The organism is Paenibacillus sp. FSL K6-0108 (assembly GCF_045040695.1).
GTDB classification, from domain to species: Bacteria; Bacillota; Bacilli; order Paenibacillales; family Paenibacillaceae; genus Paenibacillus; species Paenibacillus pabuli_B.
Genome location: NZ_CP150288.1, coordinates 7,347,265 through 7,374,104 on the forward strand (window position 1 = coordinate 7,347,265; position 26,840 = coordinate 7,374,104).

23 protein-coding genes are annotated in these 26,840 nt (G+C 45.6%); 7 read left to right on the plus strand and 16 right to left on the minus strand.

The genetic code is table 11. The features are described 5' to 3' along the window. Positions 1-156: 156 nt before the first annotated feature. The 3 genes from MHB49_RS33215 to MHB49_RS33225 form a co-directional block, all read right to left on the minus strand. Positions 157-1,662: a copper amine oxidase N-terminal domain-containing protein gene (locus tag MHB49_RS33215; RefSeq protein WP_405154455.1), complete on the minus strand. Its 1,506-nt coding sequence runs from the start codon at positions 1,660-1,662 to the stop codon at positions 157-159. A 212-nt stretch (positions 1,663-1,874) separates the two neighbouring features. Beyond that, a complete protein-coding gene (locus MHB49_RS33220) occupies positions 1,875-2,006 on the minus strand; it encodes a hypothetical protein (protein WP_282189435.1) in 132 nt (43 codons plus the stop codon). A gap of 112 nt (positions 2,007-2,118) precedes the next feature. Then, positions 2,119-2,586 (minus strand): YfbM family protein, encoded by a 468-nt coding sequence (locus MHB49_RS33225; RefSeq protein ID WP_405154456.1) that lies wholly within the window; start codon positions 2,584-2,586, stop codon positions 2,119-2,121. Positions 2,587-2,703: 117 nt separating this feature from the next. Between MHB49_RS33225 and MHB49_RS33230 the strand changes: the two genes are divergently transcribed. The 3 genes from MHB49_RS33230 (at position 2,704) to MHB49_RS33240 (ending at position 5,317) form a co-directional block, all read left to right on the plus strand. After that, positions 2,704-3,168, plus strand: a complete 465-nt coding sequence (locus tag MHB49_RS33230; protein ID WP_405154457.1) for a DUF4385 domain-containing protein — start codon at positions 2,704-2,706, stop codon at positions 3,166-3,168. Positions 3,169-3,283: 115 nt separating this feature from the next. Continuing rightward, positions 3,284-5,044 carry a cellulase family glycosylhydrolase gene (locus tag MHB49_RS33235; RefSeq protein WP_405154458.1) on the plus strand — a complete coding sequence of 587 codons (1,761 nt, stop codon included), beginning with the start codon at positions 3,284-3,286 and terminating at the stop codon, positions 5,042-5,044. Positions 5,045-5,113: 69 nt separating this feature from the next. After that, complete coding sequence (locus MHB49_RS33240; RefSeq protein WP_405154459.1) at positions 5,114-5,317, plus strand: hypothetical protein; 204 nt, start codon at positions 5,114-5,116, stop codon at positions 5,315-5,317. 49 nt (positions 5,318-5,366) lie between these two features. Here the strand turns inward: MHB49_RS33240 and MHB49_RS33245 are convergent, their stop codons facing one another. Then, positions 5,367-6,182 carry an SDR family NAD(P)-dependent oxidoreductase gene (locus MHB49_RS33245; protein ID WP_405154460.1) on the minus strand — a complete coding sequence of 272 codons (816 nt, stop codon included), beginning with the start codon at positions 6,180-6,182 and terminating at the stop codon, positions 5,367-5,369. A gap of 192 nt (positions 6,183-6,374) precedes the next feature. On the opposite strand from MHB49_RS33245, the gene MHB49_RS33250 reads away from it, so the two are divergent. Then, the gene (locus tag MHB49_RS33250; protein WP_405154461.1) at positions 6,375-7,034 is read left to right on the plus strand and encodes a TetR/AcrR family transcriptional regulator; all 660 of its coding nucleotides are present in this window, start codon (positions 6,375-6,377) and stop codon (positions 7,032-7,034) included. Between the two features lie 109 nt (positions 7,035-7,143). Here MHB49_RS33250 and MHB49_RS33255 read toward each other — a convergent pair whose 3' ends face one another. From MHB49_RS33255 to MHB49_RS33275, 5 genes are all read right to left on the minus strand, one after another. Then, entirely contained in the window at positions 7,144-8,205 is a 1,062-nt protein-coding gene (locus MHB49_RS33255; protein WP_247899952.1) for an LLM class flavin-dependent oxidoreductase, read from the minus strand. A 173-nt stretch (positions 8,206-8,378) separates the two neighbouring features. Beyond that, on the minus strand, positions 8,379-9,191 hold the full coding sequence (locus MHB49_RS33260; RefSeq protein WP_405154462.1) for a class I SAM-dependent methyltransferase: 813 nt from the start codon (positions 9,189-9,191) through the stop codon (positions 8,379-8,381). Between the two features lie 486 nt (positions 9,192-9,677). Beyond that, positions 9,678-11,339: a DUF4179 domain-containing protein gene (locus tag MHB49_RS33265; protein WP_405154463.1), complete on the minus strand. Its 1,662-nt coding sequence runs from the start codon at positions 11,337-11,339 to the stop codon at positions 9,678-9,680. Continuing rightward, a complete protein-coding gene (locus MHB49_RS33270) occupies positions 11,296-11,853 on the minus strand; it encodes an RNA polymerase sigma factor (protein WP_405154464.1) in 558 nt (185 codons plus the stop codon). Before MHB49_RS33270 ends, MHB49_RS33265 begins: the two co-directional genes overlap by 44 nt. A gap of 194 nt (positions 11,854-12,047) precedes the next feature. Then, entirely contained in the window at positions 12,048-12,389 is a 342-nt protein-coding gene (locus MHB49_RS33275) for a zinc ribbon domain-containing protein YjdM (protein WP_192271904.1), read from the minus strand. Between the two features lie 253 nt (positions 12,390-12,642). Between MHB49_RS33275 and MHB49_RS33280 the strand changes: the two genes are divergently transcribed. Next, positions 12,643-13,797: a VanZ family protein gene (locus MHB49_RS33280; RefSeq protein WP_405154465.1), complete on the plus strand. Its 1,155-nt coding sequence runs from the start codon at positions 12,643-12,645 to the stop codon at positions 13,795-13,797. A 170-nt stretch (positions 13,798-13,967) separates the two neighbouring features. Here the strand turns inward: MHB49_RS33280 and MHB49_RS33285 are convergent, their stop codons facing one another. From MHB49_RS33285 to MHB49_RS33315, 7 genes are all read right to left on the minus strand, one after another. Then, the gene (locus tag MHB49_RS33285; protein WP_405154466.1) at positions 13,968-15,428 is read right to left on the minus strand and encodes a carboxylesterase/lipase family protein; all 1,461 of its coding nucleotides are present in this window, start codon (positions 15,426-15,428) and stop codon (positions 13,968-13,970) included. 403 nt (positions 15,429-15,831) lie between these two features. Then, on the minus strand, positions 15,832-16,842 hold the full coding sequence (locus tag MHB49_RS33290; protein WP_405154467.1) for a metallophosphoesterase family protein: 1,011 nt from the start codon (positions 16,840-16,842) through the stop codon (positions 15,832-15,834). Further along, positions 16,842-17,177 carry a DMT family transporter gene (locus MHB49_RS33295; RefSeq protein ID WP_405154468.1) on the minus strand — a complete coding sequence of 112 codons (336 nt, stop codon included), beginning with the start codon at positions 17,175-17,177 and terminating at the stop codon, positions 16,842-16,844. Before MHB49_RS33295 ends, MHB49_RS33290 begins: the two co-directional genes overlap by 1 nt. Next, complete coding sequence (locus MHB49_RS33300) at positions 17,174-17,941, minus strand: HAD family hydrolase (protein WP_405154469.1); 768 nt, start codon at positions 17,939-17,941, stop codon at positions 17,174-17,176. Before MHB49_RS33300 ends, MHB49_RS33295 begins: the two co-directional genes overlap by 4 nt. A gap of 88 nt (positions 17,942-18,029) precedes the next feature. Continuing rightward, positions 18,030-19,409, minus strand: a complete 1,380-nt coding sequence (locus MHB49_RS33305; RefSeq protein WP_405154470.1) for an ABC transporter substrate-binding protein — start codon at positions 19,407-19,409, stop codon at positions 18,030-18,032. Between the two features lie 33 nt (positions 19,410-19,442). Next, positions 19,443-20,357 carry a carbohydrate ABC transporter permease gene (locus MHB49_RS33310; protein WP_405154471.1) on the minus strand — a complete coding sequence of 305 codons (915 nt, stop codon included), beginning with the start codon at positions 20,355-20,357 and terminating at the stop codon, positions 19,443-19,445. Further along, positions 20,357-21,232 (minus strand): carbohydrate ABC transporter permease, encoded by an 876-nt coding sequence (locus tag MHB49_RS33315; RefSeq protein ID WP_053782533.1) that lies wholly within the window; start codon positions 21,230-21,232, stop codon positions 20,357-20,359. The genes MHB49_RS33310 and MHB49_RS33315 overlap by 1 nt, the downstream gene beginning before the upstream one ends. Before the next feature lie 200 nt (positions 21,233-21,432). Between MHB49_RS33315 and MHB49_RS33320 the strand changes: the two genes are divergently transcribed. After that, entirely contained in the window at positions 21,433-21,999 is a 567-nt protein-coding gene (locus MHB49_RS33320; protein ID WP_405154472.1) for a GbsR/MarR family transcriptional regulator, read from the plus strand. Positions 22,000-22,399: 400 nt separating this feature from the next. Next, complete coding sequence (locus MHB49_RS33325; RefSeq protein WP_405154473.1) at positions 22,400-26,809, plus strand: S-layer homology domain-containing protein; 4,410 nt, start codon at positions 22,400-22,402, stop codon at positions 26,807-26,809. Positions 26,810-26,840: the final 31 nt, after the last annotated feature.

Consider the following 26,840-nt stretch of genomic DNA (forward strand, 5'->3'; position numbering starts at 1 on the left):
GAAACGCCGAAGCTCCTCGTAATGGTTCAAAAAGGACACACGTATCCCGTTAATGGTCTAACGGAATTTTTTCATTGTGTTCTTTCATGATCATTACGAGAAATCTGGCATACTCTGAAATCCCCTCTCAACCTAAGACTCACATACAAATCTTACTTATGGCCGGTCGATGAAAATCCATCCTGTTTCTTTTTCCTTATCTACAGATGCCCCAAGAGATTCTGCCATAAAGCGCAGCGGGACGTAAGTTTTTCCGTTTTTGCCCACATAAGCAGGTTCGACCATCGTTACTTCCTTGCCTGCAACGGTTGCCTTTTTGGAACCCACAGTCAGGACAATCTCATCGCCGGTGATATCGTCAATAACGACGATTTTATCCGATCCTTTGGTCCATTTCACTTCAGCATCCAATTCCTCGGACAGATAACGAAGAGGAACAAATGTTGTATTTTTAACAGTGACTGCGCCATAGGATTCGTCGTCCGGATACAACATGACATATTTACGGGTGATTCCCGCTTCATCTTTCAACAGCTGATACACCAGTGAATTGGAATCAAAATTGCGCAACATCTGACCTGGCGTGATATCTTCCTGCATGAGATCAATTGCACCAGCCGTTTTGTCCACGGCATCCACAGTTACTGGTCCGCCAATATTCCAAAGTTCGCTGTCACCATATACAGATACCGATTTGATCGGCAGATCTTCAGAAGCAGGTAACGCTACTTTGAAATCATAATTCTGTTTACGGATATTCAGTGCGCTGTCCAGATAAAAGTCCAATTTGAGATTGGTCTCAGTTCCGAACACCGTCTTCAATTCAGGTGTTTCGGTCAACAAGTTGGCTAATTCCTTGTCGTAATTGGCAAGAATCTCGTCAAGACCGCCCTTAATCATTTCATACAATGAAGCAACTTCGGCATCCCGTGATTCGCTAATCGTAGAAGGAAGGGCACTGCCGTCGCCAGTATCAACCGTGTTGAATGTAACGAGGAGAGGGTAGAACACATCATACAGATCTCCAATCAGATCCTTGAGTCCTTGCTCATCCTGAGCAACACTTGTCAGAAACGGTTTAACCATGGCAAGAAGTTCTTCTCCACTGATCTCCACATGCAGTTTGGAGAGACTCAGCGATTCACCATTAACCGATTCCTGTACCGGGGTTACGGAAATATTTTTCGGGTTGGACAAATGCTTCAGCGCAAAGGTCAGCAATTTCGGGGAAAGCTCCTCGATCTGCTTCTCCAACGCCTTCGTATCTAGCATAGGAAGTGTGTCATCCTGCAAAGATATGTATAGAGGCTTTTGCGCTCCGTCTACATCAATGACCATTTCCGATTTATCCATCGACAGATGGAAAGGTAATTTCTTTCCTTGCATACTCAGTGTACCTTTGACAGACGCCGTGTTGGAGTCCTTCACTTTGGCATCTTCAATATCCAATGAAACGGAATTAATGAGTTCAATCATTTGAAGCGCATCCTCATCGACGAGGTTTGCTGTAGGTTCAATTTTTATATGCATGGACTGTTTGGATTCACCGGACTTGACGGTTGTACTGTTGACAACGGCTTTGCCAATATCTACGCCACCTACGGCCTGACATCCCGTAAGCGCAACCATCATCAAAACGAGTGGTACGGCAATCCACTTCATTAGCTTGTGATTTTTGATACGATCTCCCCCTTAGGAAAAATATGGTTCACTTCTATTATGAGGGTTATAGGTAATTGTTGTAAACCTGATTGATCACTAAATAGCAAAAAAAGGCCGAACAATGGTCCGACCTCGGGTATGACGTATATTTAAAATTTGGTGTAATTGGCTTCAACAACAATATGCCTAGGTCAAATCATAGACCGTTGAGTTTAGTCTTTTTCCGCACTCTCTGCCTGAGTATCTTCTTCCGATTCTTTACCATCGGTACGTGCAGGGGTTTCAAATTGATCCGGCTCGTCGTCTTGAATGGCTTTGTTCTCTTCATTCTGGTCTTGTGTCATATCGTATTCCCTCTCTTCTACCGGATTTCAGGCACAGGCTGTGCCTTGTTCTATCAATAACCGGAATGATGGCGAACTAAACAGACGAAGGTAGTTTCTTAGAATTTAGAATTTAGAAAATATAAAATATAATGCCGTTCCCGCTTGCAGCCGTTGCCTGATATAAAGCCTGAATATCATCCAGTGTCTGAACGATTTCCTTGAACGTCTCTTCTGGATCCCAATCATCCATGACAGGATATACGCCCTCAGCCACCATTTGTTCCAGGCTAAATCGTTTCTTCAACTCCTCAGGTGGCAATTGTTCTAACGCCATATACGCCTCGAGCACCTGTTCATTGTTCAGGAGAAACAGATCCATATCTGAATAATTACCTATATATTGTTCACCTGCCATAGGGACCACATACCCCAGGGGAAACTCCCCGTATACCATTTCACCAGTCAATGTAAACTGAACCATCTGCCACATTTTATCAATATCCAGATCGACCGAACAATCATGTACACTGACTTCGCCTGACTTAATGGATTCAATCAATTCATTAGTGACAACAACATATCTGCCGGACATGCCCATACACTTATCCCTCCTATGTCATGTTTCTTCTCTTCTTTCCCATTAACCGTGCGGGTTGTACAAGAATCGGGGTAAAGAGGTGGAAAGGAATAAAACGTTCAAGGAGGAACAGCATCCATGAAAAAGTTTGATTACAGCCTCAATTACGAGGAGCTTGATCTGCGCAAGCAGCCTGAACTGTATACCGTTGGCCGGGGAGAACAAGGGGTATTAATGGTTGAGCCCTACAAAAGCGAAATTCTACCGCACTGGCGGTTCAAAACACCTGAAATTGCGACAGAATCCTCGCAGAAGATCTACGAACTATTTTTGGAGTATAAGAAAAAGGATGACTTTGTCGGTATGGATATGGCGCGCAAGTTTCTGCAAATGGGCTATACGCGGGCAAGGCGGTATACGAATCATAAAGGTGGACGCAAATATTCGAAGGAGGACGGCTCCATCCTGCCTTATCAGAACGATAAGGTAAAGGCTGAGGCGGCAGCCATTTTCAAAGCTCAATGGGAGATCGCCAAAACGGACCCGGATTATGTGAGAATGAAGCAGAAACATCGGGAGAAGTACGAGTCGGAGAACGCATAGGGACTGTGACATGGGTGGAAATACTTGATTCATGTGGATGTTCATTTTGATATAATGCATTACATCAAGCTTCACACACGAGATTAACGATGTATACCCATCCAAAGGAGTCCTCATGAACCCACCTAGCTACCAATTCGTCCTGAAGCTTGTTTGCATCACCTTATGTCTGTTGATTCTGCTTCCTTTACCCGCATCTGCTGCCAAGTCTGAACTTGCCAGACAGCATGAAACGACGGCTTTTGGTCCGCTTCAGACCTATGTCGACGGAATGCAGCCTGGATGGAACCTGGGGAATTCTCTGGATACCGTTGGACCCGATGAAACGAATTGGGGCAATCCGCGAGTTACCCGTGAACTGATACAGCAGATCGCTGCCCAGGGATATCGGAGCATTCGCATTCCCGTCACTTGGGATGGACATATCGGGGCCGCACCTGATTACACGGTCGATCCGGCATACATGGCGCGTGTTCAGGAGGTTGTCCGATGGGCGCTGAACGCCAACCTCTATGTCGTCGTGAACGTTCACCATGATTCCTATCTCTGGATCAGCCAACTGGAGACGGACCATGATCAGGTGCTCTCCCGTTATAAAGCAGTATGGACCCAGATTGCCAAGCAGTTCAAAGATGAACCACGTAAGCTTATGTTTGAAAGTGTTAACGAACCACGCTTTAATCGGGGGGCTACGAATGCCGGAGACATGGGCTCAGGCAGCAATATTGATGAGGCGCGGCAGCTGGAGCTTTTGCATGAATTGAACACTGCATTTGTTAAGTTGGTACGGGAAACAGGTGGAAATAACGGCGAGCGCCTGTTGGTCCTGCCTACGCTGGAAGGTTCGCCAACACAGGTGAGACTGGATAGTTTACATCAGACGATAGCCGGGCTGAAGGATCACAACCTGATTGCTACGGTGCATTATTACGGATATTGGCCGTTCAGCGTTAACATTGCAGGACATACCACCTTCGATACGGATACAAAAAATGATGCGGCCAGCACGTTCAATAATGTGTACAACACGCTGGTTGTTCAAGGTATTCCGGTTATTGTGGGCGAATACGGCCTGCTCGGCTTTGACAAACATACCGATGTCATCGAACAGGGAGAGAAGCTGAAATATTTTGAATTCATCGGTCATCAGCTAAAAGAAAAAAAGATTGCGTCCATGTTATGGGACAACGGTCAGCATCTGAATCGACAAACATTTCAGTGGGCTGACACCGATTTATTTCAGATGATCCAAGCGTCCTGGACAGGACGTTCTGCCACAGGAGAAAGCGATCTGCTCTATTTCAGACAAGGTTCGCCTGTGGGAGACACACCATTGACGATCAAGTTAAACGGAAACAAGCTGGTTGCCCTGTATGCGGGTGAGGAGATGCTGAAAGCTGGCACGGATTATTCGCTCAGCGGCAACGCGTTAACCGTCAAATCCGCCGCGTTATCCCGGATGATCCGCTCAACTCAGAAACTTGGGAACCATGGGATACTTACAGCGAAGTTCAATCGGGGCGCAGAATGGAAATGGAATGTAATTGTGTCTACGGAGCCCAAGTTGGGCGGGGCAACAGGTACGGTAGACACCTTCTCCATTCCCACCCAGTTTCAAGGTGATCAGCTTGCTACGATGGAGGCTGTGTATACATCCGGTGGGAACACAGCGCCACAGGACTGGACACCATATAAGGAAATCTTGACCACATTTGCTCCTTCTTATGAGACCAATGAAATTAAGCTACAGCCCAATTGGCTCAAAGAACTGAACGACGGACAGATCGAGCTGACATTTCACTTCTGGAGTGGTGAGGTCATTCGCTACACGCTGATTAAGAACGGAAATCAGGTGATTGGAGAAGTACAGAATTAAATACTGATGGTGTGAGAGTTAGAATGTATTCCTACGAGATGGATTAATCTAATTACTTTCCCTGGCACGTTGGGATTTTCCGTAGGTGAAGTTCCAGGAGGACTGATGCTGCTTGCAGGGGGATTACAGGCGATTTGGACGATTCTCAGCCTCTACTGGCTGCTACCCAAAGTGTTTGACTTCGGAGGTTTGGGACTGAGATCGCAGGTGATTGCTTTGGGGGCTGCGGGATGCAGTATGGCTTATGGAGTATTGAAGATCATTCAAATATAGCTGCTGCCAGTGAGCAATTTCGCTGGCAGCGGCTTTTTCGTTTGGTACGTTAAGCCTGTGCCTTTTGCGGCTTGCCGTTCTTTGACCGAGGCCGAAGCATCCCCCCTACAATGCGCAGCATTTGTCTGCGCGGCATAAGGCGGGCCAACTGGGCCGTCCAGTAATTGGAGGCCCCTGGCACAGCATACGGCTTGCCTGACGCCAACGCCTTCATCGCTACTTCCACAACATGCTCTGGCGTATCCCGTTTGCCTACCGAGGCCTCTTCGGCATTGACGACATCAAAGAATGAGGTCTCCGTTGCACCGGGACACAGGGCCAGAAACTGTACGCCCCGTTTTCGGTTCTCTTCATACAACGCCTCTGTAAAAGAAAGGACGAAAGATTTCGTAGCCCCATATACAGCCATGTATGGATCAGGTTGAAAAGCAGCCGTTGATGAAACGTTAATGATGGTACCGCTCCGCTTTTGCAGCATGCCTGGCAGGAAAAGATGGGTCATGTTCATGACTGCAAGTACATTCAGCATGATCTCTTCCTGCTGCCGTGCACCATCTACCTGCTCAAACATTCCATGCGTGGCAAATCCCGCATTGTTGATTAATACATTGACCTGTATGCCCCGATTCATACATTCCTCATAAACATGTTTTGGTGCATCCGCTTGGGATAGATCCGCCACAATTACTTCCGTCTTCACTTGATAGGTTCGCTCAATCCGTTCTGCCAGTTGACGCAATTTGGACTCCGATCGAGCCACCAAGACCACATGTTTGCCTTTTGACGCCATCTCCAATGCAAAAGTCTGTCCAATTCCTGAAGAAGCCCCCGTAATGAGTACCCAATGATTTTGAACCTGTTTCATATCTCATCCACCCTTTTCGAACGATCGTTTTTTATTGGAAACAGTGTTTCCTAATGAAATCATCGTACTCTCTTGTCTTCTTACTGTCAACTTCTTTTGATCATTTGACGATTTCCAGCGTAAAACAGTAGAATGACGATAAGAAACACGGTTTCCGTTAAACAACAATATGGATGTATGAGGATGAGATAGATGAAAGATCACAATTCGGGTTCCAAAGAATCCGCTCACACGGTCACTACCTTTCAGGAAGCCAGACTCCAGCACTCCGAAAACCTGCGCCAAAATATTGTGCAGGCCGCCGCATCCTTGCTGCAAGAGCACGGTCCCGAAGCCGTCACGGTTCGGCGCGTGGCAGAACGAATGGAGTGCTCTACCAAAATCATATATAACCTCTTCGGCAAGAAAGAAGGGTTAGCCAAATACCTATACATGGAGGGGTGTACCCTCCTGTCCCAATCGTTTGAAGCCGTGCCTCAGCAAGCATCATTCGAGAATTATCTTCGTGAACTCGCTTATGCCTACTGGGATTTTGGAATTACACAATCCAGCTTCTATCAGCTGATGTTTGGCGGTTCATTTGCAGAATTCAAACCAGATGCAGAGAGTCTGCAAGGAACAGCAACTGCTCTCAAACAAATTACGTCCCTGGTTGCGGCCGCAATAGAGCAGGGAATGCTTAAGGAGAACGATCTCCTGCTTGCAGTCCGTATGATCTGGGCCCCTCTGCATGGTGTCGTCCATCTGTACCTGGGAGGCCATATTGAGAGTGAAGAAGCCGCCAAAAGGCTATATGATCATACGTTGTCCATGGTCATCCTCTCCCTTGTTGGGGTATCTTCCAATGGCTAAGCCATGAATTGATAAGGAAAGGAAACGAAAAAAGGAGCAGGCACTTCATCGCTTGGATGAAGGACATGCTCCTTTTATTAATTAGATCTATAAGGGATACCATTACCAATTAACGTGCGGTTTCGTTCTCAGCTTCCCAACGCGAGATTTCAGCACGAACTTTCGGCGCTACCTCTTTACCGAGTAACTCAATGGCTCTCATTACATCCTCATGCGGCATCGTGCCGAGGGGAGTGTGCAGCATGAAGCGTGTAATACCCACTTCTTTGCGCAGGTAGATAATCTTCTGAGCAACGGTATCCACATCACCCACATACAATGCGCCTTCCAGACTACGTGCAGCGTCAAAGGTTGCACGGCTATAGTGTCCCCAGCCACGTTCCCGGCCCAGTATGTTCATAACCGCTTGAGCTGGCGGGAAAAATTTCTCCACCGCTTCATCGGTTGTATCCGCGATGAACCCATGAGAGTGAGAAGCCACAGTCAGCTTGGAAGCATCATGTCCCGCGTGTGCGGCTGCTTTCTTGTACAGTTCCACCAGTGGTGCAAATTGAACAGGACGACCACCAATAATGGCGAGTACAAGCGGTAATCCAAGCAGACCTGCGCGGACAACCGATTCCTGGTTACCGCCACTGCCGATCCATACTGGCAGTTTTTCCTGTACCGGGCGCGGGTAAATGCCCAGATTGTTAAAGGAAGGGCGGTGTTTGCCTTCCCACGTTACTTTTTCTGAATCACGCAGCTTGAGCAGCAAATCCAATTTCTCGTCAAATAGCTCATCGTAGTCGTTCAGATCATAGCCGAACAATGGGAACGATTCGATGAATGATCCCCGCCCTGCCATAATCTCCGCACGTCCGTTCGAAATGCCGTCGAGTGTTGCAAAATCCTGAAATACCCGTACTGGATCATCCGATGACAGCACCGTAACTGCACTGGTCAGGCGGATATTTTTGGTCTGTGAAGCTGCAGCGGCCAGAATGACAGCTGGTGATGAAGCGGCATAGTCAGCGCGATGATGTTCTCCAACGCCATACACATCCAGCCCCACCTGATCTGCCAAAACAATCTCTTCAACAACGTCGCGAATACGCTGTGCATGACTTATAAGTTCTCCTGTTTTTACATCCGGGTTCGTCTCCACAAATGTACTGATTCCGATTTCCATTGTCTATTCCTCCCTGTTATGAAGCGATCCGTCGTTCATCTAACCTATTGTAAGTAGATCACCTTTTGTTATTTATCTTAATATTGAACTATTTTGAGGAAAAATACAAGTGCCCTCTGTTTCCAGAGGACACTTTTGTGCAATATTCTTCTCAGAATCCAATGATTTCATGATTATTTCTTTTTTCCAATGTACAGCAGATGAGACGAGATTCCCAATATCGACGGGTCTTTGGCCGCCTCAATCATGTACTGGATTAACTCTTCGTATTCTCCGCGTTCTTTCCAATATTGCTGCTGCTCTTCTGTGAGCATAGCTCTCAGACTGGACGATCCAATCAGGTTTACCGTTTCGAATCCGTGCTGCTCCATAAACGGGTTAATATCCTGAATGTTGAAATAGTACGCCCCCGTAAACCGTCCTTGATCCAGATGATCGAATGTCCCCTTTTCCCCAAAAGAACGAATAGCTTCCATGTGGTCATGCGGTTTCCATTGCTGCGGGAATTGCAAAGAGGTAATGCCCATTCGCATGCGGCTCTGCATCGCTACAAACACAGTTCCCCCACGCTTGGTGACCCGATGCAGCTCCCGCACCGCAGCCACTCGCTCTTCTTCCGCCTGCAAATGATACAACGGCCCCAGCATCAGAGACGCATCATACGTCTCATCTGCAATGCCGTTCAGATGGGTCGCATCCAATACATGGAATCCGTCAAACTGCTGTGTTAAATCCAATTCCTTTGCCTTCTGCCGGGCCATATCAACAGATGCAGGGGTCAGGTCTGAGAGCGTGACACGGTATCCGAGTTGGGCAAGCTCCAGCGCATATTTTCCGGGTCCTGCGCCATTGTCCAGCACAAGTCCGGCTGCCGGAAGTGACTCTCGGATATAATGCATGTTAATGATAAACTCCAGCGGTTCTCGATCCAGCCTTCCCCACTCGTCAAATCTGGAATAATACTCAATCACACGTGATCTTTCCATGATTCTGCACCTGCCTTTTCTCAACATTAAGGCCATATAAAAAACAAAAACCTGCCGCCTCAACTAAGAGGCGACAGGTCTGACCTTCGCGGTACCACTCTTCTTGATCCATGAACAGGATTGGATACATCATGCTCCAACCTACCCTGCCATAACATCTCAGGACCTGATGACGGAGGTTAACCGTCAGGATCTACATGAAGTCAGCGTATAGCATCATTTTCAACATCCAGCCCTTTGTGCGCTGAGCAATGACGATACTCACGTAACTACGGTTCGATTCTGCTGCTCACAGGTGAGTTGGGGATAGGTTGGACTGCCTTGCACCAAATCGGCAGTTCTCTGGATCAAACCTTAAACCTTATTACTCCTGATCATTGCATTTGACTGTTAAATTTTATCCAGTATAGTACTTCTAAATATTTCCTGTCAATGCATTTCAAATAAGTTACTGGACTTTTCTCATCTCAATTACATCAAGCAGTTCTACTTCTTTTTCTCTTCCAGCTGCACAGCTACTTCACGCTCCGGTTCTTCTGTGCTGTACATCCACGGATATACGATTGCCGTATCCGATGAGTACTTCTCATAGCGATCAATGCCCAGGTTTTTTCCGTCACCGGCAAATTGAGTTTTGGCCGAAGTACCATAACTTCGTTTTCCCTTTTGAATCGTATAGGTCTGATTAATTCCCCCAAAATGCAGATCATCACTATATCTCTCCACGTACAAATCACCGTCCTTGCGGTAGTATGTCCAATGGATTATAGAACCGCCCAGATTTGAATCAAGGTACTGTGGTTTCTCACTAATCGCGGATAACGTAACTGGCTCAAATTCACCCTCAAAATAATTGACTTTATGTTGGGCATAAAGAGTCATTGGTGTATCTGGATTGATTTCCAGACCAGCGCTCACTTCAAAACGTAGTTCCTGTTCATGCTTCGAATCCTCTGACAGCCATACTCCTCCATCTAGCTTGGCGCCATTCACATCAAGTGTGTATCTCAAATAGGGTAGTTGCAAGAACAGTTCATTATGGGCAAGGGTCACCCTGATTTGGGTAGGTGTAATGATCGCTTCCTTAACGATCACTCCATCCGACTGCTCCTCCAGAGGGATATTTAGCACTCTTTTACTCGTACCACTAAGCATCTCTGTTTTATCCAGACGAATACCGATATCCAGCGATTGATCCATTTTGCTATCTTCTTTACTGTAAGCCAGTACATACGATGATGCTTGTTGCTTCAACGTCTCCAGGTTATAGAACTGTTCTGATATATATTCACCATGTTCTCCAGGCTTACCGTTTATACTCGGTGCATTCTCCTCTACCATCTGTCCTTTCTGATCGTATATCTTTAAATAAGGAAAGGCATAGTCACGAACCTCCGGCTGATCAAAGGTTAATGATGTAGACAACATCATCTTATTTTCCTTCTCGTTGAATGCGCTCACTACAAGTTCACCCAAACCATCCTTGTTGATATGGAACACCTGTGATTGTGGCTGTAAAGGATCTAGGGTAATTTCCTTTTCTTCCGGAACTAACACTTGGATTCCACCTACAGTGAAGTCAACATTTGCTTCTTTTTCTGATGGTGTCCACTCCGTCTCAAAGTACCCTTTAAACTTGCCATCGGTCTGATCAAAAACATGATAGTACCTGCCTTCGATCAGCTTGCCGCTCTCGTCCCGCAGGCCAATAGAAGGGAATCTTACGGTATCACCTTTATACTTACCAGGGTCCAGCGAATACAAAATAACTGTGCGATTATCATCGGAAAAGGCTGTATCCAGCGTTAATGTTACCCCTTTTACTGTCACGGACTGATTCAGTTTCTGTCCAAGCTCCTTTTGCATGGCATTCTGGATACCACTGCGGTGATTTAAAAGATCACCCCAATTATAGTGGACTGCTGCATATACCGGCGTCGCCATGAGAATAACTGCAGCGGTTCCGATCAGTGCAGTCTTTTTCCATTTGAAGTGCTGTGGCACATATGCTTTATTCTCTGATACATGAAGTTCAGGGCAACGCTCCTGATCCTGCCCTATCTGATCCCACATGGCATCGAAATCGGGATAGCGAATATCTGCATCATTTTTCAGATGACGAGACAACAGATTTTCCGTATGCTTCACTATACATTTCCCCTTTCTGATGTTGCTTTCTGGCTTGATCCCATTTTTTCCTAAGCAATCGAATTCCCTTATAAACTCTTGACTTCACCGTACCCAGTGGTACTTCCAGAATCTCTGCAGCTTCGGATAAACTCAATTCATTCATATAACGCAGCAGAATCGCTGAACGTATCTTCTCAGGCAGCTCATGAACCCATTGTGCCCAGACCTCGGACTCCTCCACATGCTCGATCAACGTATCAACCGGATCAGCGGTTCGTTGAGGAGTGAGAATAAACTGCTTTTTCTCCCGCTGCTTGGCTGTGCGCTCCTTCTTCAGAAAGTTAAGACAATGATTCACCGTAATTCTCATCAGCCATGTCTTCATGTACTCAACCTTCTGCCAATCCTGACGAAACACCGTAATAAAGACATCGTGGCATACATCTTCTGCATCCTGAGCATGGTGGAGCATGTAATAACAGGTTCGGTACACATCCTTGTTGTACATTTCAAACAATTCCTTTTCGTTCAAAAGCTTTACCTCCTCTCTCTGCATCAGCCTTTTCAAATCTATAGACAAAGCCGATCCTTCAAAGGTTCATTCTTACCCTTTCTCCACACAACAAAAAAGAACCTTCACTTCCACAGCATTGCAGGAAATGAACGTTCCTTATGGCTTAAAACAAGGCCAGTAACATGGCAATCCAGCCTACCTAAAAGAGATTGCTAGATTTTTTTCACAAACTCGGACTTCAGCTTCATCGCGCCCAGACTGTCGATTTTGCAGTCGATGTCATGGTCACCGTCAATCAGACGGATGTTTTTGACTTTGGTCCCCTGCTTAACCACCAGCGAGCTGCCTTTCACCTTCAGATCTTTAATGACCGTAACGGTATCGCCATCATTCAGGACATTACCATTCGAATCACGTACGACTTTCGTTTCTTCAGCACTCTCTTGTTCAGACGCTGGCGCCCATTCGTGCGCACACTCTGGACATACCAACAAATTACCGTCCTCGTACGTGTATTCGGAATTACATTTGGGGCAGTTAGGCAAATTAGACATATGTATTAAACTCTCCATTCATTTTGTGGCTTCCTCGCAAGTATACGGGAATGCAGTCCATTGTTCCACATAGACCACGGTGATTAATTGATTTTAAACTAAATTTAAGATTGCCCCGCCCCCTGATTTAAGGAAGATTCCTTATACTGAAGCTCTAGAAGAAAAATGATGGAGCATCGCAACGAAATACTATTTTCAAAGTCGTGTCTCACACGAAATGCTGATATTCATCCTATAAAAGGAGTTTCTGCTTATGTCACCCTATGTTTTTCCTGTCCAAACGGCTTTCTTTATTTTTGTCCTTATTGCCATGTTTCTGCTGGTGCCTTGGTTAATCTACGGATATCGGAAAGATGGATATTTTAGCTGGTCACGGTTTGGCGTCAGCTTTTCATTTATTTTCTACTTGCTGGCTGCATATTGTCTGGTTATTCTTCCTTTCCCGACAACTCGTAATACATGTGCACAGCAAGCAGCGGATACCGTATATTACAACCTTGTTCCGTTCACCTTTGTAAAAGATATTATGAAAGAAACGCCAATCATCTGGTCTCAACCCGCCAGCTATATGGGAATGATCCAGGGCAGAGCTTTTCTGCAGGTTCTGTTCAACATAATGCTTCTCATGCCACTTGGCGTGTATATTCGTTATTTTTGGCAAAAAAGATCGTACTGGAATCAGGCTTTGTTAAGCGGATTCGGCTTATCCCTGTTCTTTGAGATTACCCAGATCACCGGCTTCTACGGTTATTATGATTGCCCGTACCGGCTGTTTGACGTGGATGACCTGTTTCTGAATACTTCAGGAACGGTACTTGGATTTTTCGCAGCGCCCATCCTGCTTGCCTTATTTCCGTCTCGTGCCAGTATTCAGGCGAAGAGCGAGCAGATTCTGGAACAAAACAAGGTCTATCCTGTGCCTCAATTGCTGGCGCTTATCATTGACGGTGTAGTTGTTGTATTCCTGTCCAATCTGATGTCCATATTCAATTGGAGTAATACAAATGTAATCGTCAGTACGCTAAATACGATGATCGCCATGCTGTTTGTATTTTTCTTTATTCCATCATTACGAGATGGCAAGACTCCGGGGTCCGCTCTCATGCGGTTTAGATATGTTAACCGGGCGACTGGCGAGCCTTCCAGCGCATCCCTGTTCAAAAGGTTGCTGGCGCTTTACGTCCCTTGGCTGTTTGTGACCATTGCTCGAATCATAAACGATTATGCTTTGCTAAACAAAAATGCGATGCTCGAGCCCTATAAAATATGGCTCTCTATCGGCATTGTTGGTTTGCATGTGCTGATTCTCCTGGTATTGTTCGTTCATGTCATACTGGTGCTGTTCTCCCGGGGCAATCGAGCCTTTTACTGTGATGATGTATCCAAGACACAAGCATCCCGAAAGTAGATTTTGGACTCATTCCACTCACAGCACATAGGTTCAGGTGAAAAACAGTACCATAGCGTTTGCCATTACAGTCGGCAGGTTCGATCCATCATAACAAAAGGTGTGCCTCGTCATTGGTTGACGAAGCACACCTTTTAATATGTTGAGATGAAGTACAGATGGGATCAGTTCTATAGCCCCAGAAGCTCGCGTTTGGATGCTTCTGGGTCATGAATCAACTCCACTTCATGATTGAAAATCAGCGTGGCCCGATCATCTTTGTAGGTTGGCCAATTTACTCCCGCCGTCTCAGGCTTGCCCTGCTTGGCAAACGAAATCCATGCATCCTGCACCTTACCTGCCAGTTTTGCTGCGGCAGCATCCGGTTCGGCATTCATAAACTTCAATACAGGTAACGTATTAAAAGCAAAGAAGATATCGATGCTATGGATTGATTTATGCAGCAGTGGATGCTCCGGCATGACCCAGTCAAACCGATACATCCATACAGGTGCATGTTTCTGCTGAGCAGCCGCATATTGCACAGCCGAGCGCCAGAAGAACAGATCCGTCATCACCTGGGCTTGACCATCTGCGGTCTTCGGATAACTGTCCGCAATGGCAGCCCGATTCTCCAGATCAGGTGTCATAAAATCAACAGCTTTCACCATGTTGATCTCTTCCGAGTAAGGCACCTGAGGCTGAATGAACAATGAGCCTTCATGCAGAGTGGTTCCGATCAGTACAGGGATATCCTGTGCTGCGCCCTCTTCTACTGCCTGAAGAGGCGACTTCGGAAGTGTAACTCCATCCAGTACGGGCTGGAACAACAGGGCCATGCCTGCACCGCTTTGTTGTTTGACCGTCTCGCCAGCAGCGATGATTTGCTCCACTGGAATGGTTTTGAGGATATGCAGGTCATCTGGTGTTACACCCAGAACCTTCAGCATGCCATCACGAATGGCTGAAGCCTGCTCTGCTGGCATGACCTGCGAAGCTCCACTTTGCATAATGGCACGGTGGAACAATCCTTTGGCTGCTGGCATCGCCATCAACGCTGCAATACTCATGCTGCCCGCAGATTCTCCGAATACAGTGACGTTATCCGAATCACCGCCAAAAGCCTCGATGTTGTCCTGTACCCATTGCAGCGCAGCAATCTGATCCAGTAAACCCACATTGGATGCAAAACCCTCTCCAAACGGAGCCAGGTGCAGAAATCCTAGCGGTCCCAAGCGGTAGTTGATCGTCACAACGATAACATCTCCCCGGAGGACGAGTTGTGTTCCATCGTACATAGGTTGGCTGCCAGCACCTGACACGAATGATCCACCATGAATCCATACCATCACGGGAAGTGGATTATCGGTTTCCTTTTCAGGTGCCCAGATATTCAGGTAAAGACTGTCTTCCGATTCCACCGGAGGCTGTCCGGATATGGCCTCGGTTTGAGGATTTCTTGGCTGTATATTTTCAGGGCCGAATTGCTTCGCCTCTCTGATTCCATTCCAAATCTCGGGTGGAACCGGAGCCTGAAAGCGCAATTCACCCACGGGTGGTTTGGCATAGGGAATGCCTTTCCATACATTCACTCCATGCAGAAGCTCTCCTTGAACCGTGCCATATCTTGTTTCAACTTGAAGTTCCCTCATGCACACATACATCCTCTCTACTGATCGATAGTTCCAGCTTACGACTGGTGTTGCTCGAATCCGAATGTAACTTTGAGCTGACGAAATTCTGTCTCAATGTTTATGAAATAACGTATACGAAGAATAATCTTGCATTGCTTCTACGCCCTTTCGTACGTAATTGGCAGGCGCGTTTCCACTAATTTGAGTATAGATCTCCGCGAGCCCCATTTACAAGTTTGTCCAATTTTACCCGTCACTGCTACGTTTCACGTGGAACTTTTACAGCCATAATAAAGACTCCGCTGCAATTAACGAGCGAAGTCTACTATTTTGCCTTACATAAAACATCCTGCGCTGAAAAGAAGGGAGGACGTTGCGCTTTGCTCCCTATATATCTTCGATACATTACCCGATGTATGAATTAATTACTACCCTTTACTTTTACCGGATAATGAACCGTATATTTCGCGCCTTCAATCCAGCTGCCCGTTACATGATCACGCCCCTTAACAACGACGCGGTCATGGTACACATCTACATGTAAACTCTCACTTCCATCCAGATGCTCATCCTCATCTGTCCAGAGATAAGCTACGGAGGAGGCATTAAACATCGTTGGCATCTGCTCCCCTCCTTCGTACATGGTACGCTGAGCCTGCAATTGCCAATGGGTGTGCCCGGAGAAGAGAATTGCCTGCGGATAACGACTTAGAACATCCTTTAATGCTGCATCCTGATTCACGCCATACCAACCCTGTTCCTTCATGGAACCCGCGACTGTATCCATCAGCGGTTGATGGAGAAAAACAAAAATGGGTTGGTCTGCAGCGGCCTGCTCGGATAGCTTCGCTTCAAGCCATTGCAGTTGTTCGGCAGACATATCGCAATCTTTCGGATGAGGCTGCTCCGTACCCAAGAAGATATAATGATAACCGTTGATCCAGTGGTCGTGGTACGACCCGTTCATACCTGTAATTGCTGTAAAATCGTTCAACCTTTTCTGCCACAATGCATCAATCGTAATGGATTCCTTGGGTTTCTCGATATCTTCAGCCTCGACTTGGCCCATATCCGTTGAATGCCCCAGCACCTCACCCACCTCTTGCCCGGTCATTGTAGTCAAGTTCAGCGGTGGATCTCCCCATACCATGGCCCCAATATCATGATTGCCTACAGTGTAAAGGATTGAAGGCAGTGAATCACCTTGAGCCTCCAATATCCGCTGCAACTCCTGGTATTCTTGCTGCAGTCCACGATCAGTAACATCGCCCACATGCATAATTCCGCTGCTTCCATGGCTATACGTTGCGATGTCTTCCAGCGCTTTCTCCAAATGACGGTTATGGATATGATCTGCCTGCTCTCTTACATGTGTGTCCGTAATGACCTGAAAGCTGACTATCGGCTGTACGTATTTATTTTTATTTTCCATCAGGAATCACTCCATTTCAGTCCAATTATGCCAATCAGAATGAAGCCCATCCAGACAATTGACATCGTCTTCAGACGTTCTCCCAGAAAATAATGTCCCACGATCCCAATCAATGTAATGCCTACGCCCGACCAGATTGCATAAGCAACTCCAAGCGGCATATACTTCACAGCAAAATTCAACAGGGTAAAGCTCGCTCCATAACAAACGAACATAAGAATGGACGGCCACAAGCGGGTAAAACCATCCGAGACCCTCATTAGAATCGTACCGCTCAGCTCCAATCCAATCGCCAAGGCAAGCAATATCCATCCGGTATACGAATGACCCGTCATCGGTTAACCTCGACTTCCAGCAATTCTTCAAATGAACGGACCGTAAGATCCGCAAGCTTGATATGAGCAGGCTCCCCGACAGCAATCCTCCAGGCAGCCCCTGCAGCACGAGCCATCTCCATATCGCCGTCCGTATCGCCGATCACGACAACTCTTGCAGTAGGTACACCCAGACGCTCACATGCCAGCAGCAACATGTCAGGAAACGGCTTTCCCCTTCCAACCTGATCTGTTCCTACAACTACGGAGAAAAAGGATTCAATGCCCATCCACTTCAGATGACTGAGGGCATTTTCTGTCTCATCCGCTGTGACGACGCCCAGTTTCAGTCCCTTGCTGCGACACTGTTCAAGAAAGGCAAGGACGCCTGGGAGTGGCTGAGCAGGGCGTTCTTTATTCATTGCATATTCTGCCTGCAGCAGACATTCCCTCACGATAATTTTCGCTTCCGCCCAGCTCAATCCTGCACGATAACCATGCCAAGTTAATACGGCGTAGACCTCCTCCATCGTTCCCATGGCAAGGGGTCCTCGTACATCATAGCCGTTCATCCGTCCTTGCTCATCATGGAATGTTCCCCAGATATGAGGAATCTCTGCTGCATTGAACTCAAGGCCGCGGGCAGCAAGCTCCTCCCGGAAGTTCTCCATTACGCAATCGGTCCAGAAGCCCCACATCGCTGTAAAATCAAGCAAAGTCCCATCCTTGTCAAACAAAATAGCCTCAATTGGGGTAGACAGGCCCCCAAGCGTTAGTTCGGACATCGGTTACGCTCCTTGTCTGCTGAATTACTAAGGTAAGAAAAGCGGTACATGACTGCACCGCTCCTCCAAGTTAAGTTTGTTTCCCTTGTTATTTCACTCGATCCAGTTCTTTTTGGGCCTTTTCCTTGGCCTCTTTCAGTGCTTGTGCAGCTGGAATGTTATTAATCTGTACCTGATCTGCTGCAGCCTTCAGTGCATCATTAATTTTGCCTCCGGTCGGATCTTGGAACGGAGCCGAAGCATGGGAAGCCTGCTGAAGTGGAACCTTGATTTGCGGGTTCTCTTCACTGAATGTTTTGAATGCAGGATCTTCCTGAGCGGATTGACGAACTGCAATGTAACCTGTGTTCATGGACCAAGATGCTGTGTTGGCTGTTTCCGAAAAATACGTCAGCCACTTATAGGCTGCTTGCTGCTGTTCTGGACTTGCTTCAGCCGGGATACCTGCCATAATTGCACTCGCTACAGGTTTGCCTTGGCCTACACCTTCCCAGCCTGGTTGTTCCATGGCTGCAACGATACTGAAATCCAGATCTCCCTGGTCACCGCTGGAACCGGTGTATCCAGCCGCTTTATTTTTCATGACATCATCAATCGTTTTGTACCAGTACTCCCAGCCTTGGCCGCCAAAATGAATCCCCATGGTCTTGTCTTCATTAATCCACTTGCGGAACAACTCCCACGTCTCTATCCATTCCGGTGAATCAATCGTTACGGTCTTACCATCATCACTCAGAATCTTCCCGCCTTTACCCAGCACGGCATCGATCATGTTATCGCTACCCCACATCGGCTCCCAGCCGTAGAAGGTTGTCTTGCCATTCTCCTGCTTGCTCATCTTCGCTGCCGCTTCAGCAAGTGCCTCCCACGTCGTCAGAGTGGCAGGATCGATATTATTCTCTTTCAGCGCATCCATACGGTAATACATGATCTGCGTTGTTCCGTACATTGGTAAGAAATACTGCTTGCCGTCTACTTTCCCCTGTTCCAGGAAGGTCTGTACATAATCTTCCTTGTTAAAGCTCTGATCGGCAGCGATCAGCTCATCCAGGGGTGCATAGTATCCTTTGCGCGCCCAGTCGATGTTGGAGCTTAGTACAGCGGCAGGTACTTTTTTCGAGGCAATAGCTGCTTGAAGCTTCTGTTCGGTCTCCGTGTAATCGGCTTGTACAATCCCTTTCACAACGACTTCGCTCTGGGATGCATTGAAGGCATCAATCGTCTTCTTCATGTTATCTCCCAGGTTACCACCAAGACCATACCAGAACTCAATCTCTACCGGATTACTTGATGCAGAATCAGCTCCATTCGCAGCAGCTGCATCTGAACCAGTGCCTGTGCCGCTATCAGCTGAGGAACCACACGCGGTGATCAGGGCAAAACTCGCAGCTAGTACCAGCGACATGCCCCCTCTCCACCTGAGCTTTAATTTGTTTCGCCATTTCATGCTTGCTTGACCCAACTTCATATTGATTCCTCCTATATAAATATGTTGTGAAAATTAGTTCTTGTTCACGCCGGCAGTAATGTTCACACTCTGCATAATCGTCTTCTGCGTAAACAAGAAGAGAATGAGCAGCGGTGCGATGGTAAAGGCACTGGCGGCCATGATCTGCGGCCATGCGAGACCGTAGGCCCCACCTTCCACAAAAAAGCTGCGCAGACCTGCGGATACCAATTGCAGATTCGGGTCTTTGGTAATGAGCATCGGCCAGAAATAGTTGTTGTACTGGTCGATGAATGTTATCAACACCATCACGGCAAACGACGATCGAACAAGCGGCGTCATAATGGTCCACAGAATGCGGAAGTGCGACGCGCCATCCAATTGTCCGGCTTCCACCAGTTCGTGAGACACCTGCATGAATGCCTGACGAATCAGGAAGATGGAGAACACACTGACACAGTTGGACACGATCAGTCCGGTATAGGAGTCCAGTAATTTGAGCTCACTGAGCACCAAATAACTGGGCAGATAAACGGCGGTACTTGGAATCATGTAACCCACCAGAATCAGTCCAGTGAGCACGCCCTTCATGCGAAAACGCATATGGGTGAGCGCGTAGGCCATCATGCTGGAGTTAATGACCTGAATTAGGCAAATCGCTGCCGCTACCCCTGTACTGTTCAGAATGTATCGGGCAAATGGAGCCGACTGCCACGCATCCACATAATTGTTCCAGCGGAACGTTTCGGGCCAGAAGGTTGGTGGGAACTGCCAGATCTCGTCATTGGTCTTAAAGCCGCTGATAACCATCCAGTAGAACGGAAATGCCATCGTCAGACTGATCAGAGCAAGCAGCAGATAGCGAAGTGCAGTGGCAAATCCTTTTCCTGTACGAGGGACCTTCCCTTTCTGCACTTCCTCACGGCTATTATCTTTTCTGGTTTGTTTACTTAAAGCGGTCATGTTCATCAGTAGTGCACCAGGCGTCGGCCAAGCAGGAAGGATACCCCTGACAGCAGAACGCAGATCAGAATAATAACAACAGCGATGGAAGAAGCTTCGCCGACATTGAAGGATTCAAATGCAGACTGGTAATACATATAGAGCAACGTTCTTGTTGATCCAGCCGGTCCCCCTTGGGTCATCACGTTGATTTGGTCATAGGCCTGAAGCGACTGAATCGTCAGGATAATGGACAGGAAGAACGTGGTTGGCGAGATCAACGGCAGTGTAATACTCCGGAACTTGTCCCAGCTGCCTGCCCCATCAATCGATGCGGCTTCAAGCAAATCGGATGGCAGATTACGCAATGCGACCAGGTAAAATACCATGGACCAGCCGATCGATTTCCACAGCGTGACGATGAGAACAGCCACCAGTGCCCAGTTTGCATCTCTCAGCCAGCCGATGGGGGATACGCCGACCCAACCAAGCAAGAGGTTAGCCAGTCCCACTTCGGGTTCGAAAATCCAGGACCACGCAATGGAAACCGCAACAGTCGGGGTCACCCAAGGAGAGAACAGTAGCGTCCTGAACAGTCCAGAGGACTTAATCTTGCTGTTCATGAGCATCGCCAGAGCCAATCCCCCAACAATGGTGGGCACTACACTTCCAAGACCGAACAACAATGTAACTTTTAATGAACGATAAAATTCAGAATTGGTGAGCAGATAGCTGTAGTTATCTAAACCAACGAATAGTTTGTCAGGACTCATGAAGTCCCAATCTGTAAAACTCAGATAAACAATGTATCCCAAGGGCCCCAGCCAGAAAATAAGTAAGGGAATAAGGGCAGGAAGAGTGAACAGAACCGCTTCTGTTTCCCTCCATAGTTTTACACGCAATTCATACACTCCTCATTGTTCAAATTTTATTTTACGATGATGCATAATCCCCTTAAATCTATTTGTTTTTTACTTCCGTACAAAAATAATTGTATAATACATTTGAAAAATGTAATTCCGGATTATGTTAAAATAACGGAGAGTCATGTAAAATATGAAATGAAAACAGGGAATCCCATCCATATACTAGAGGTGAGATTGTGGGAAAAGAAGCTGCCGAGGACCAGAACCATTCTTCGTTGTCCTATCGGCCTGAGCTGAGGGAGAAAGTTATTGGCGCAATTGCCAATACGATGGATCTGTACGGAGTCAATCACTCATTTGGTCAACTGTATGGCATTATGTATTTTGAAGATCGACCTATGACACTCGAAGAGATGAAAACGTCCATGAACATGAGCAAAAGCAATATGAGTTATGCTGTACGTTCGCTTACCGAATCTCAGATGATCTATAAATTGGAGGAAAAGCGGGAACGCCAGGATCTTTATTTGGCCGAAACCAACTTTTTCACTACGTTTCAGAATTTCTTCGGAGCCAAGCTCCAACGGGAGATTGATGTGATGCAAGAAAGTCTTCGCGAGGTCATTCCGGAGTTATCAGAGATTATTCTTGCCAGAACAACTCCACCGGAGGAACGGGAAGACGCTTTGCGGGATTTGCATAAACTTCAGCATGCCGAGCAGTATTATGAGTGGTTGCAGGGATTTGTAGACCAACTGCGGGATGGTGCTTTTTACAAAGACGCTCCACATGAAAGTGATTAATACAGCGTTGCGAAGAGATCTCCAGTATAACGATCTTAATGAAACGAGCTTCTTACAAAAAAACCAGCAAAAGGCCAACCCCAGGGATGGCCTCTTCTCTGTTACCACTCGTGGATTCTCAGGTGTTTCGTTAGATCAAAATGTATACGTGCCATCTCGATCGCCCCTGTTGTGCCGTCACCAAGAATGCCATACAGTCCGGTAATGGACTAACCAAGGGTACCTCTCACTTCTTTATGAACGCCCCTCCTCCCAGGAAGCATCCACAAGCGATGCACCGATTCTCTGCCTCCATCCGCCATCGCGTCTTAATTTTGTTCAGATTTTGTTCAGATGCACTTCGTTAAATTAAGGACATATCTATCAAACTGAAATTAAATCACGAGGAGGAAGTAGTAGGATGAATAAAAACACCGTATTATATGACAAATTTTTCAAAATAGCACTTGCTACAACGATTGCAACAAGCGCACTTACCGTTGTGGCACCGGATTATATAAAAGCGAGTGAGAATGGGGAAACCTTTACAGATATCAAAGTTGCTTCGGATTATTATGAATATGTGAATGAATTATTTGAGCGTGGTTTTGTTAGTGGTTATAAAGATGGTTCATTCAAACCAGGAGGATTGTTAACACGAGCAGAAGCCTCAAAAATTCTGGCACTTAATCTAGGATTAAATGTTACCAAATCTTTTAATCCTACGTTTAAGGATGTTTCAACGAGTGACTGGGCATACCCGTACATAGAAGCATTAAAAGAAGCAGGTGTTATCGATGGCTTTCAGGATGGGACATTTAAACCGAACTCACCTATTACACGAAATCAAATGGCAAAAATTATTGTCAATGGCTATGGTCTAGAACCCGCCAAAGAAATTAATTTACCATTTACGGATACACAATTAAAAAATAATTGGGCTGCTCCATATATTCAAACCTTATATGATCTAGGTATTACAACCGGACAATCCGCCCTAAAATACGGTGGAATTTCGACACTAACTCGCGGAGATATGGCAGCATTTACAATAAGATCCGAAAAAACAACAGATTATCGTGATAACCGCCAACCAGATGAGAAAATTATTTCTGAAATAAGCGGCAATAAAATGACTATGGGTGGTCAGGTATTTTACATCAAAAAAGAGCTCCAGCCATTACTTCATTCAAAAAATTTAGCGGCGTTGAATGAGGCAAATTTAGACTTTATCAAAATTGGCACAAAAATCATCGGTATTCGCAACCTGGAATTGACTAATGGAGGAACGGTGGATAACCCGCTAACATTAGATTTGGCAGGAGGTACTGTCGAAGCCAATATAACCATTGCAGGCGATTATATTAAGCTGGCAAATGCTAATATTACTGGTGATATTACGGTTAAAAAAGGTGACCAAAAGCAAATTGAATTTAATGAGCTTGCGTTAAACGGCCGCTTAATTATTGAAGGGGATGCAAAACGTGAGCAAGAATCAGTTATTAAACTTACCAACACAACAGTAGATGAAATTGATGTAAACCGTGACAACACTAAAATTTTGACGAATAATGCTACACCATCGATTAAGGTTGGTAACAATGTATCTGATATCGAAATTGCAGGTAAAATCAATTCAATCGATTTTATTGGGAACCAGGATGTAGTCGTAAAAGGACAGCTTGAAACAAGTGATTTAACCATTGTCACACCAATAAAAGTAACGCTTGAAAATAAAGCCCAACTATCAACAGTAGAAACGAAACAATATGGAAGTCAACTGATTGTCCCAAAAGACACTACAATTGATACTTTGATTAAGCCAGAAAATATTAAGCCTGAAGAAGCTGTAAAATACCCGGGAGGTATATCTTCAGCAATTAAAAATGTGACGAACACCGCGCAGGTAGAACACTCTACCCCCCCGATAACTCCAACAACACCGACAGCACCTTCGAGTGGAGGTGGATCCAATGGTGGTGGGTCTAATGGTGGCGGATCAACAGACGGTGGAAATAATGGGGGCACAACGAACCCGTTTGTTTCCCAAACTCTGAAAGCCAATAATATTGAAGATACAGACAACAAAGATCCACTTGCTGTAGGCATGATTGGTACAACAGTTACATCAAGTAATGCAAATGTCGCAACAGCTACCTTAAAAGATGGAGAAATCATCGTCACATCAAAAGGTCCTGGTACAGCTACTATATCGATTAAAGAAGATGCACCTTCCTTAAAAGAAGCACAAATTATCGTAACAGTAGATGCCAACGGTAAAATGACACATACGATTAAACGCCCTGTTGAGGTAGTGCAAGATAAAATCAATGCAACACCAGCACCGGGTGCAGATGATTTAGTAAAACTATTGGAAGGTATTGATATTCAAGGTGTTACTCCAGAAAATATCACAGATGTAACAACAGCAGTGAAAAAAGCGATTGCTGAAAAAGGGGAGCCGTTAACAGAGGATGAATTAAAGCTGGTAGTCGATACGGCATTGCTCCCTTCACTTATTAAAAAAGAAAACCCAAGCTTAGAGCAGGTATCTACTTCACTTGATTTAGTTACAGTGGGACCGAATGGTACAAGCTTTAAATGGGATTCAGCTACAAAAGTGGGCGACCATAACGCAAGCATTGATCTTTCAACAGGAAACGTAATGCAAGATGATGCGGATAATGAGAATGATAAACTTTTGTTAAAGGTTACAGCAACGAATGGAAATGCAATCAAAGAGGCTTCCATCGAAACTACAGTGTTAGAATCGAAAAAGCCTTACCTCGTGAGTGCCATTTTAAATGATATCGATAAAGACGGAGATTCTTCACCAGGAGATACAATTACATTCAAATTTAGTGAACCCGTTCGATATAGCGGGAACACAGAGGATCACAGTATTGATGAGCATCTTTTTGGGAAAGATTTTGTATTTGGGGTGGGTACTGATCAATATCCAATCAAGGCTGTTTGGTCTGAAGATGGAACAAGCCTGACAATGACAATTGGTGGAGACACTTCTAGCGCTAATGTTTTTAAAGTTGGCTCTGATATTGCCCTAGTGGAAGGCTCAGTAAAAGATGCAAATGGTGGTCAAAGTATAACCAATTCGGTCAAATTACAGCATGTTCCATTTGCTTATGAAATTGTTCAAAACAACTTAACAGGCGACTTCATTTGGGAGAATGGCGCAGTTGTCAGTGAAGCAGCTGGGAAAATACAAAATTCAATGACTTTCTCACAGAATGGGGACCCAGTTGAAGGCTTGGAAATCTCATACACAGATGAAGATCTCGCTCAAGGTTCCATCGCATCAGGTTCATTTTCACTCAAGTCTGTAACTGTTACAAAAAGCGGTAATTCGCAAAAAGTCGCTTTTGCAGACGGGGAAACTCTTAAGGTTACCACTTCGACTGTTTTACGTGTAAAAGACAGTACAGAAGTAGTGAATAGTGTTAATCATAACTATGTGAAAAATGGTTTGGTAAAAACAATTACAGTGGATGATTCCGTAACAGATCCTATCTCAGTTCCTAAAGTAGACCTAGCTAACCCCATTATTATTGACGGTCAGAATAAATTGGAATTTACGGCTGGAGTGGCGGTCACAGCAACTCCAAGTAAAGTTTTATTGAAAAATCTAACAGTTAAAGGTAGCTATTTAGGAACAGCACAGGACGGAGAACGTGGACCAGTTTATATTAGCGGATCTGCGGACGTTATACTTGATCATGTAACGGTGGATTTTCCAGCAGGTGGTGGTTATGGAGCTTCAGGGATTCTATTAAAAAATGCTAATGCAAAACTAGAAATAAAAGATACAACTATTTCAGTTCATTTTACGAATTCTGACAATAGTTCTTATTATGCAATTGGAGTACGAGCTGATGTAGAAGGTGCTTCAATAGACATTATTAATTCTATAATCTCATCAAATGGTGCAAACGGAGGTGCCAATGGTATTCAGACTTCCAAAGGTGCTACTGTAAATATCACTGATAGTACAATAAATGTGAAAACAAGTACTTTCCCTGGTACCGTATATGGAATTTACCTGGGAGAGGGCTCTAGTTTAACAACGAGTGGTGCTAGTGAAATTGTTATCACGGCTCCAGCCGCCAATGGATTTGGGATTGGAAATAACGTCAACTATGCAAATTTAAATATTTCAGATACTACTATATTTGATTTAGATGCTGCTGGTGCTGGAAAAACTAAAGATGCGTACGAGCATAATCCTGATGACTTGGCAGTACTTGATGAGGCACGGGCAAAAATCGATGAAAACTTAATTAAAGCCAGTAATCCGACCTTGCAGGAGGTAACGGAGGCTTTAAATTTACCAACGGATCTAGATGGCGTTTCAGTTGCATGGACTGCTGATACCGTTGATGGTGCAACAGTCCATGCTGACGGTACGGTTAATAGAAGCAGCAATGATGATGCAGATGATGTGGTGACATTAACAGCAACACTTACGCAAAACGGAATTACGAAAACGAAAAATTTCCAAGTAACAATTAAGGAAAATAAAGCTCCAACAATCAATTTAGCAACATTAATGGACAGTAATGGCGATGGAAAAGCTACTAAGGGTGAAAGTGTTGAGCTGACATTTAGTGAACCCGTAACTTTCAGTCAATTATTTATTGGTGACCAAGAATTCAATACGGAATCGGGAGTTTGGTCAGAAGATAAGAAGAAGTTGACAGTAACATTACAAGCTGATATTACAGAGGCTGGTACAGTAACTGTAAAGGTTAATAACCTAGAAGATGCTGCCCATAATACTAAGGAAGAAGATGTGGTGGAATTAACCATCCGATAGGTGTAAGTGCTGCAAAAGTAATATCTGTATC

What these genes read in the sequence shown, in the direction of transcription:
- MHB49_RS33260 (WP_405154462.1), bottom strand. Translation starts at nt 9,191, where the DNA reads ATGGAAAGATCACGTGTGATTGAGTATTATTCCAGATTTGACGAGTGG.
- MHB49_RS33300 (WP_405154469.1), bottom strand. Translation starts at nt 17,941, where the DNA reads ATGTCCGAACTAACGCTTGGGGGCCTGTCTACCCCAATTGAGGCTATT.
- MHB49_RS33310 (WP_405154471.1), bottom strand. Translation starts at nt 20,357, where the DNA reads ATGAACATGACCGCTTTAAGTAAACAAACCAGAAAAGATAATAGCCGT.
- MHB49_RS33275 (WP_192271904.1), bottom strand. Translation starts at nt 12,389, where the DNA reads ATGTCTAATTTGCCTAACTGCCCCAAATGTAATTCCGAATACACGTAC.
- MHB49_RS33215 (WP_405154455.1), bottom strand. Translation starts at nt 1,662, where the DNA reads ATGAAGTGGATTGCCGTACCACTCGTTTTGATGATGGTTGCGCTTACG.
- MHB49_RS33290 (WP_405154467.1), bottom strand. Translation starts at nt 16,842, where the DNA reads ATGGAAAATAAAAATAAATACGTACAGCCGATAGTCAGCTTTCAGGTC.
- MHB49_RS33285 (WP_405154466.1), bottom strand. Translation starts at nt 15,428, where the DNA reads ATGAGGGAACTTCAAGTTGAAACAAGATATGGCACGGTTCAAGGAGAG.
- MHB49_RS33230 (WP_405154457.1), top strand. Translation starts at nt 2,704, where the DNA reads ATGAAAAAGTTTGATTACAGCCTCAATTACGAGGAGCTTGATCTGCGC.
- MHB49_RS33225 (WP_405154456.1), bottom strand. Translation starts at nt 2,586, where the DNA reads ATGGGCATGTCCGGCAGATATGTTGTTGTCACTAATGAATTGATTGAA.
- MHB49_RS33220 (WP_282189435.1), bottom strand. Translation starts at nt 2,006, where the DNA reads ATGACACAAGACCAGAATGAAGAGAACAAAGCCATTCAAGACGACGAG.
- MHB49_RS33305 (WP_405154470.1), bottom strand. Translation starts at nt 19,409, where the DNA reads ATGAAGTTGGGTCAAGCAAGCATGAAATGGCGAAACAAATTAAAGCTC.
- MHB49_RS33280 (WP_405154465.1), top strand. Translation starts at nt 12,643, where the DNA reads ATGTCACCCTATGTTTTTCCTGTCCAAACGGCTTTCTTTATTTTTGTC.
- MHB49_RS33255 (WP_247899952.1), bottom strand. Translation starts at nt 8,205, where the DNA reads ATGGAAATCGGAATCAGTACATTTGTGGAGACGAACCCGGATGTAAAA.
- MHB49_RS33235 (WP_405154458.1), top strand. Translation starts at nt 3,284, where the DNA reads ATGAACCCACCTAGCTACCAATTCGTCCTGAAGCTTGTTTGCATCACC.
- MHB49_RS33245 (WP_405154460.1), bottom strand. Translation starts at nt 6,182, where the DNA reads ATGAAACAGGTTCAAAATCATTGGGTACTCATTACGGGGGCTTCTTCA.
- MHB49_RS33250 (WP_405154461.1), top strand. Translation starts at nt 6,375, where the DNA reads ATGAAAGATCACAATTCGGGTTCCAAAGAATCCGCTCACACGGTCACT.
- MHB49_RS33325 (WP_405154473.1), top strand. Translation starts at nt 22,400, where the DNA reads ATGAATAAAAACACCGTATTATATGACAAATTTTTCAAAATAGCACTT.
- MHB49_RS33295 (WP_405154468.1), bottom strand. Translation starts at nt 17,177, where the DNA reads ATGACGGGTCATTCGTATACCGGATGGATATTGCTTGCCTTGGCGATT.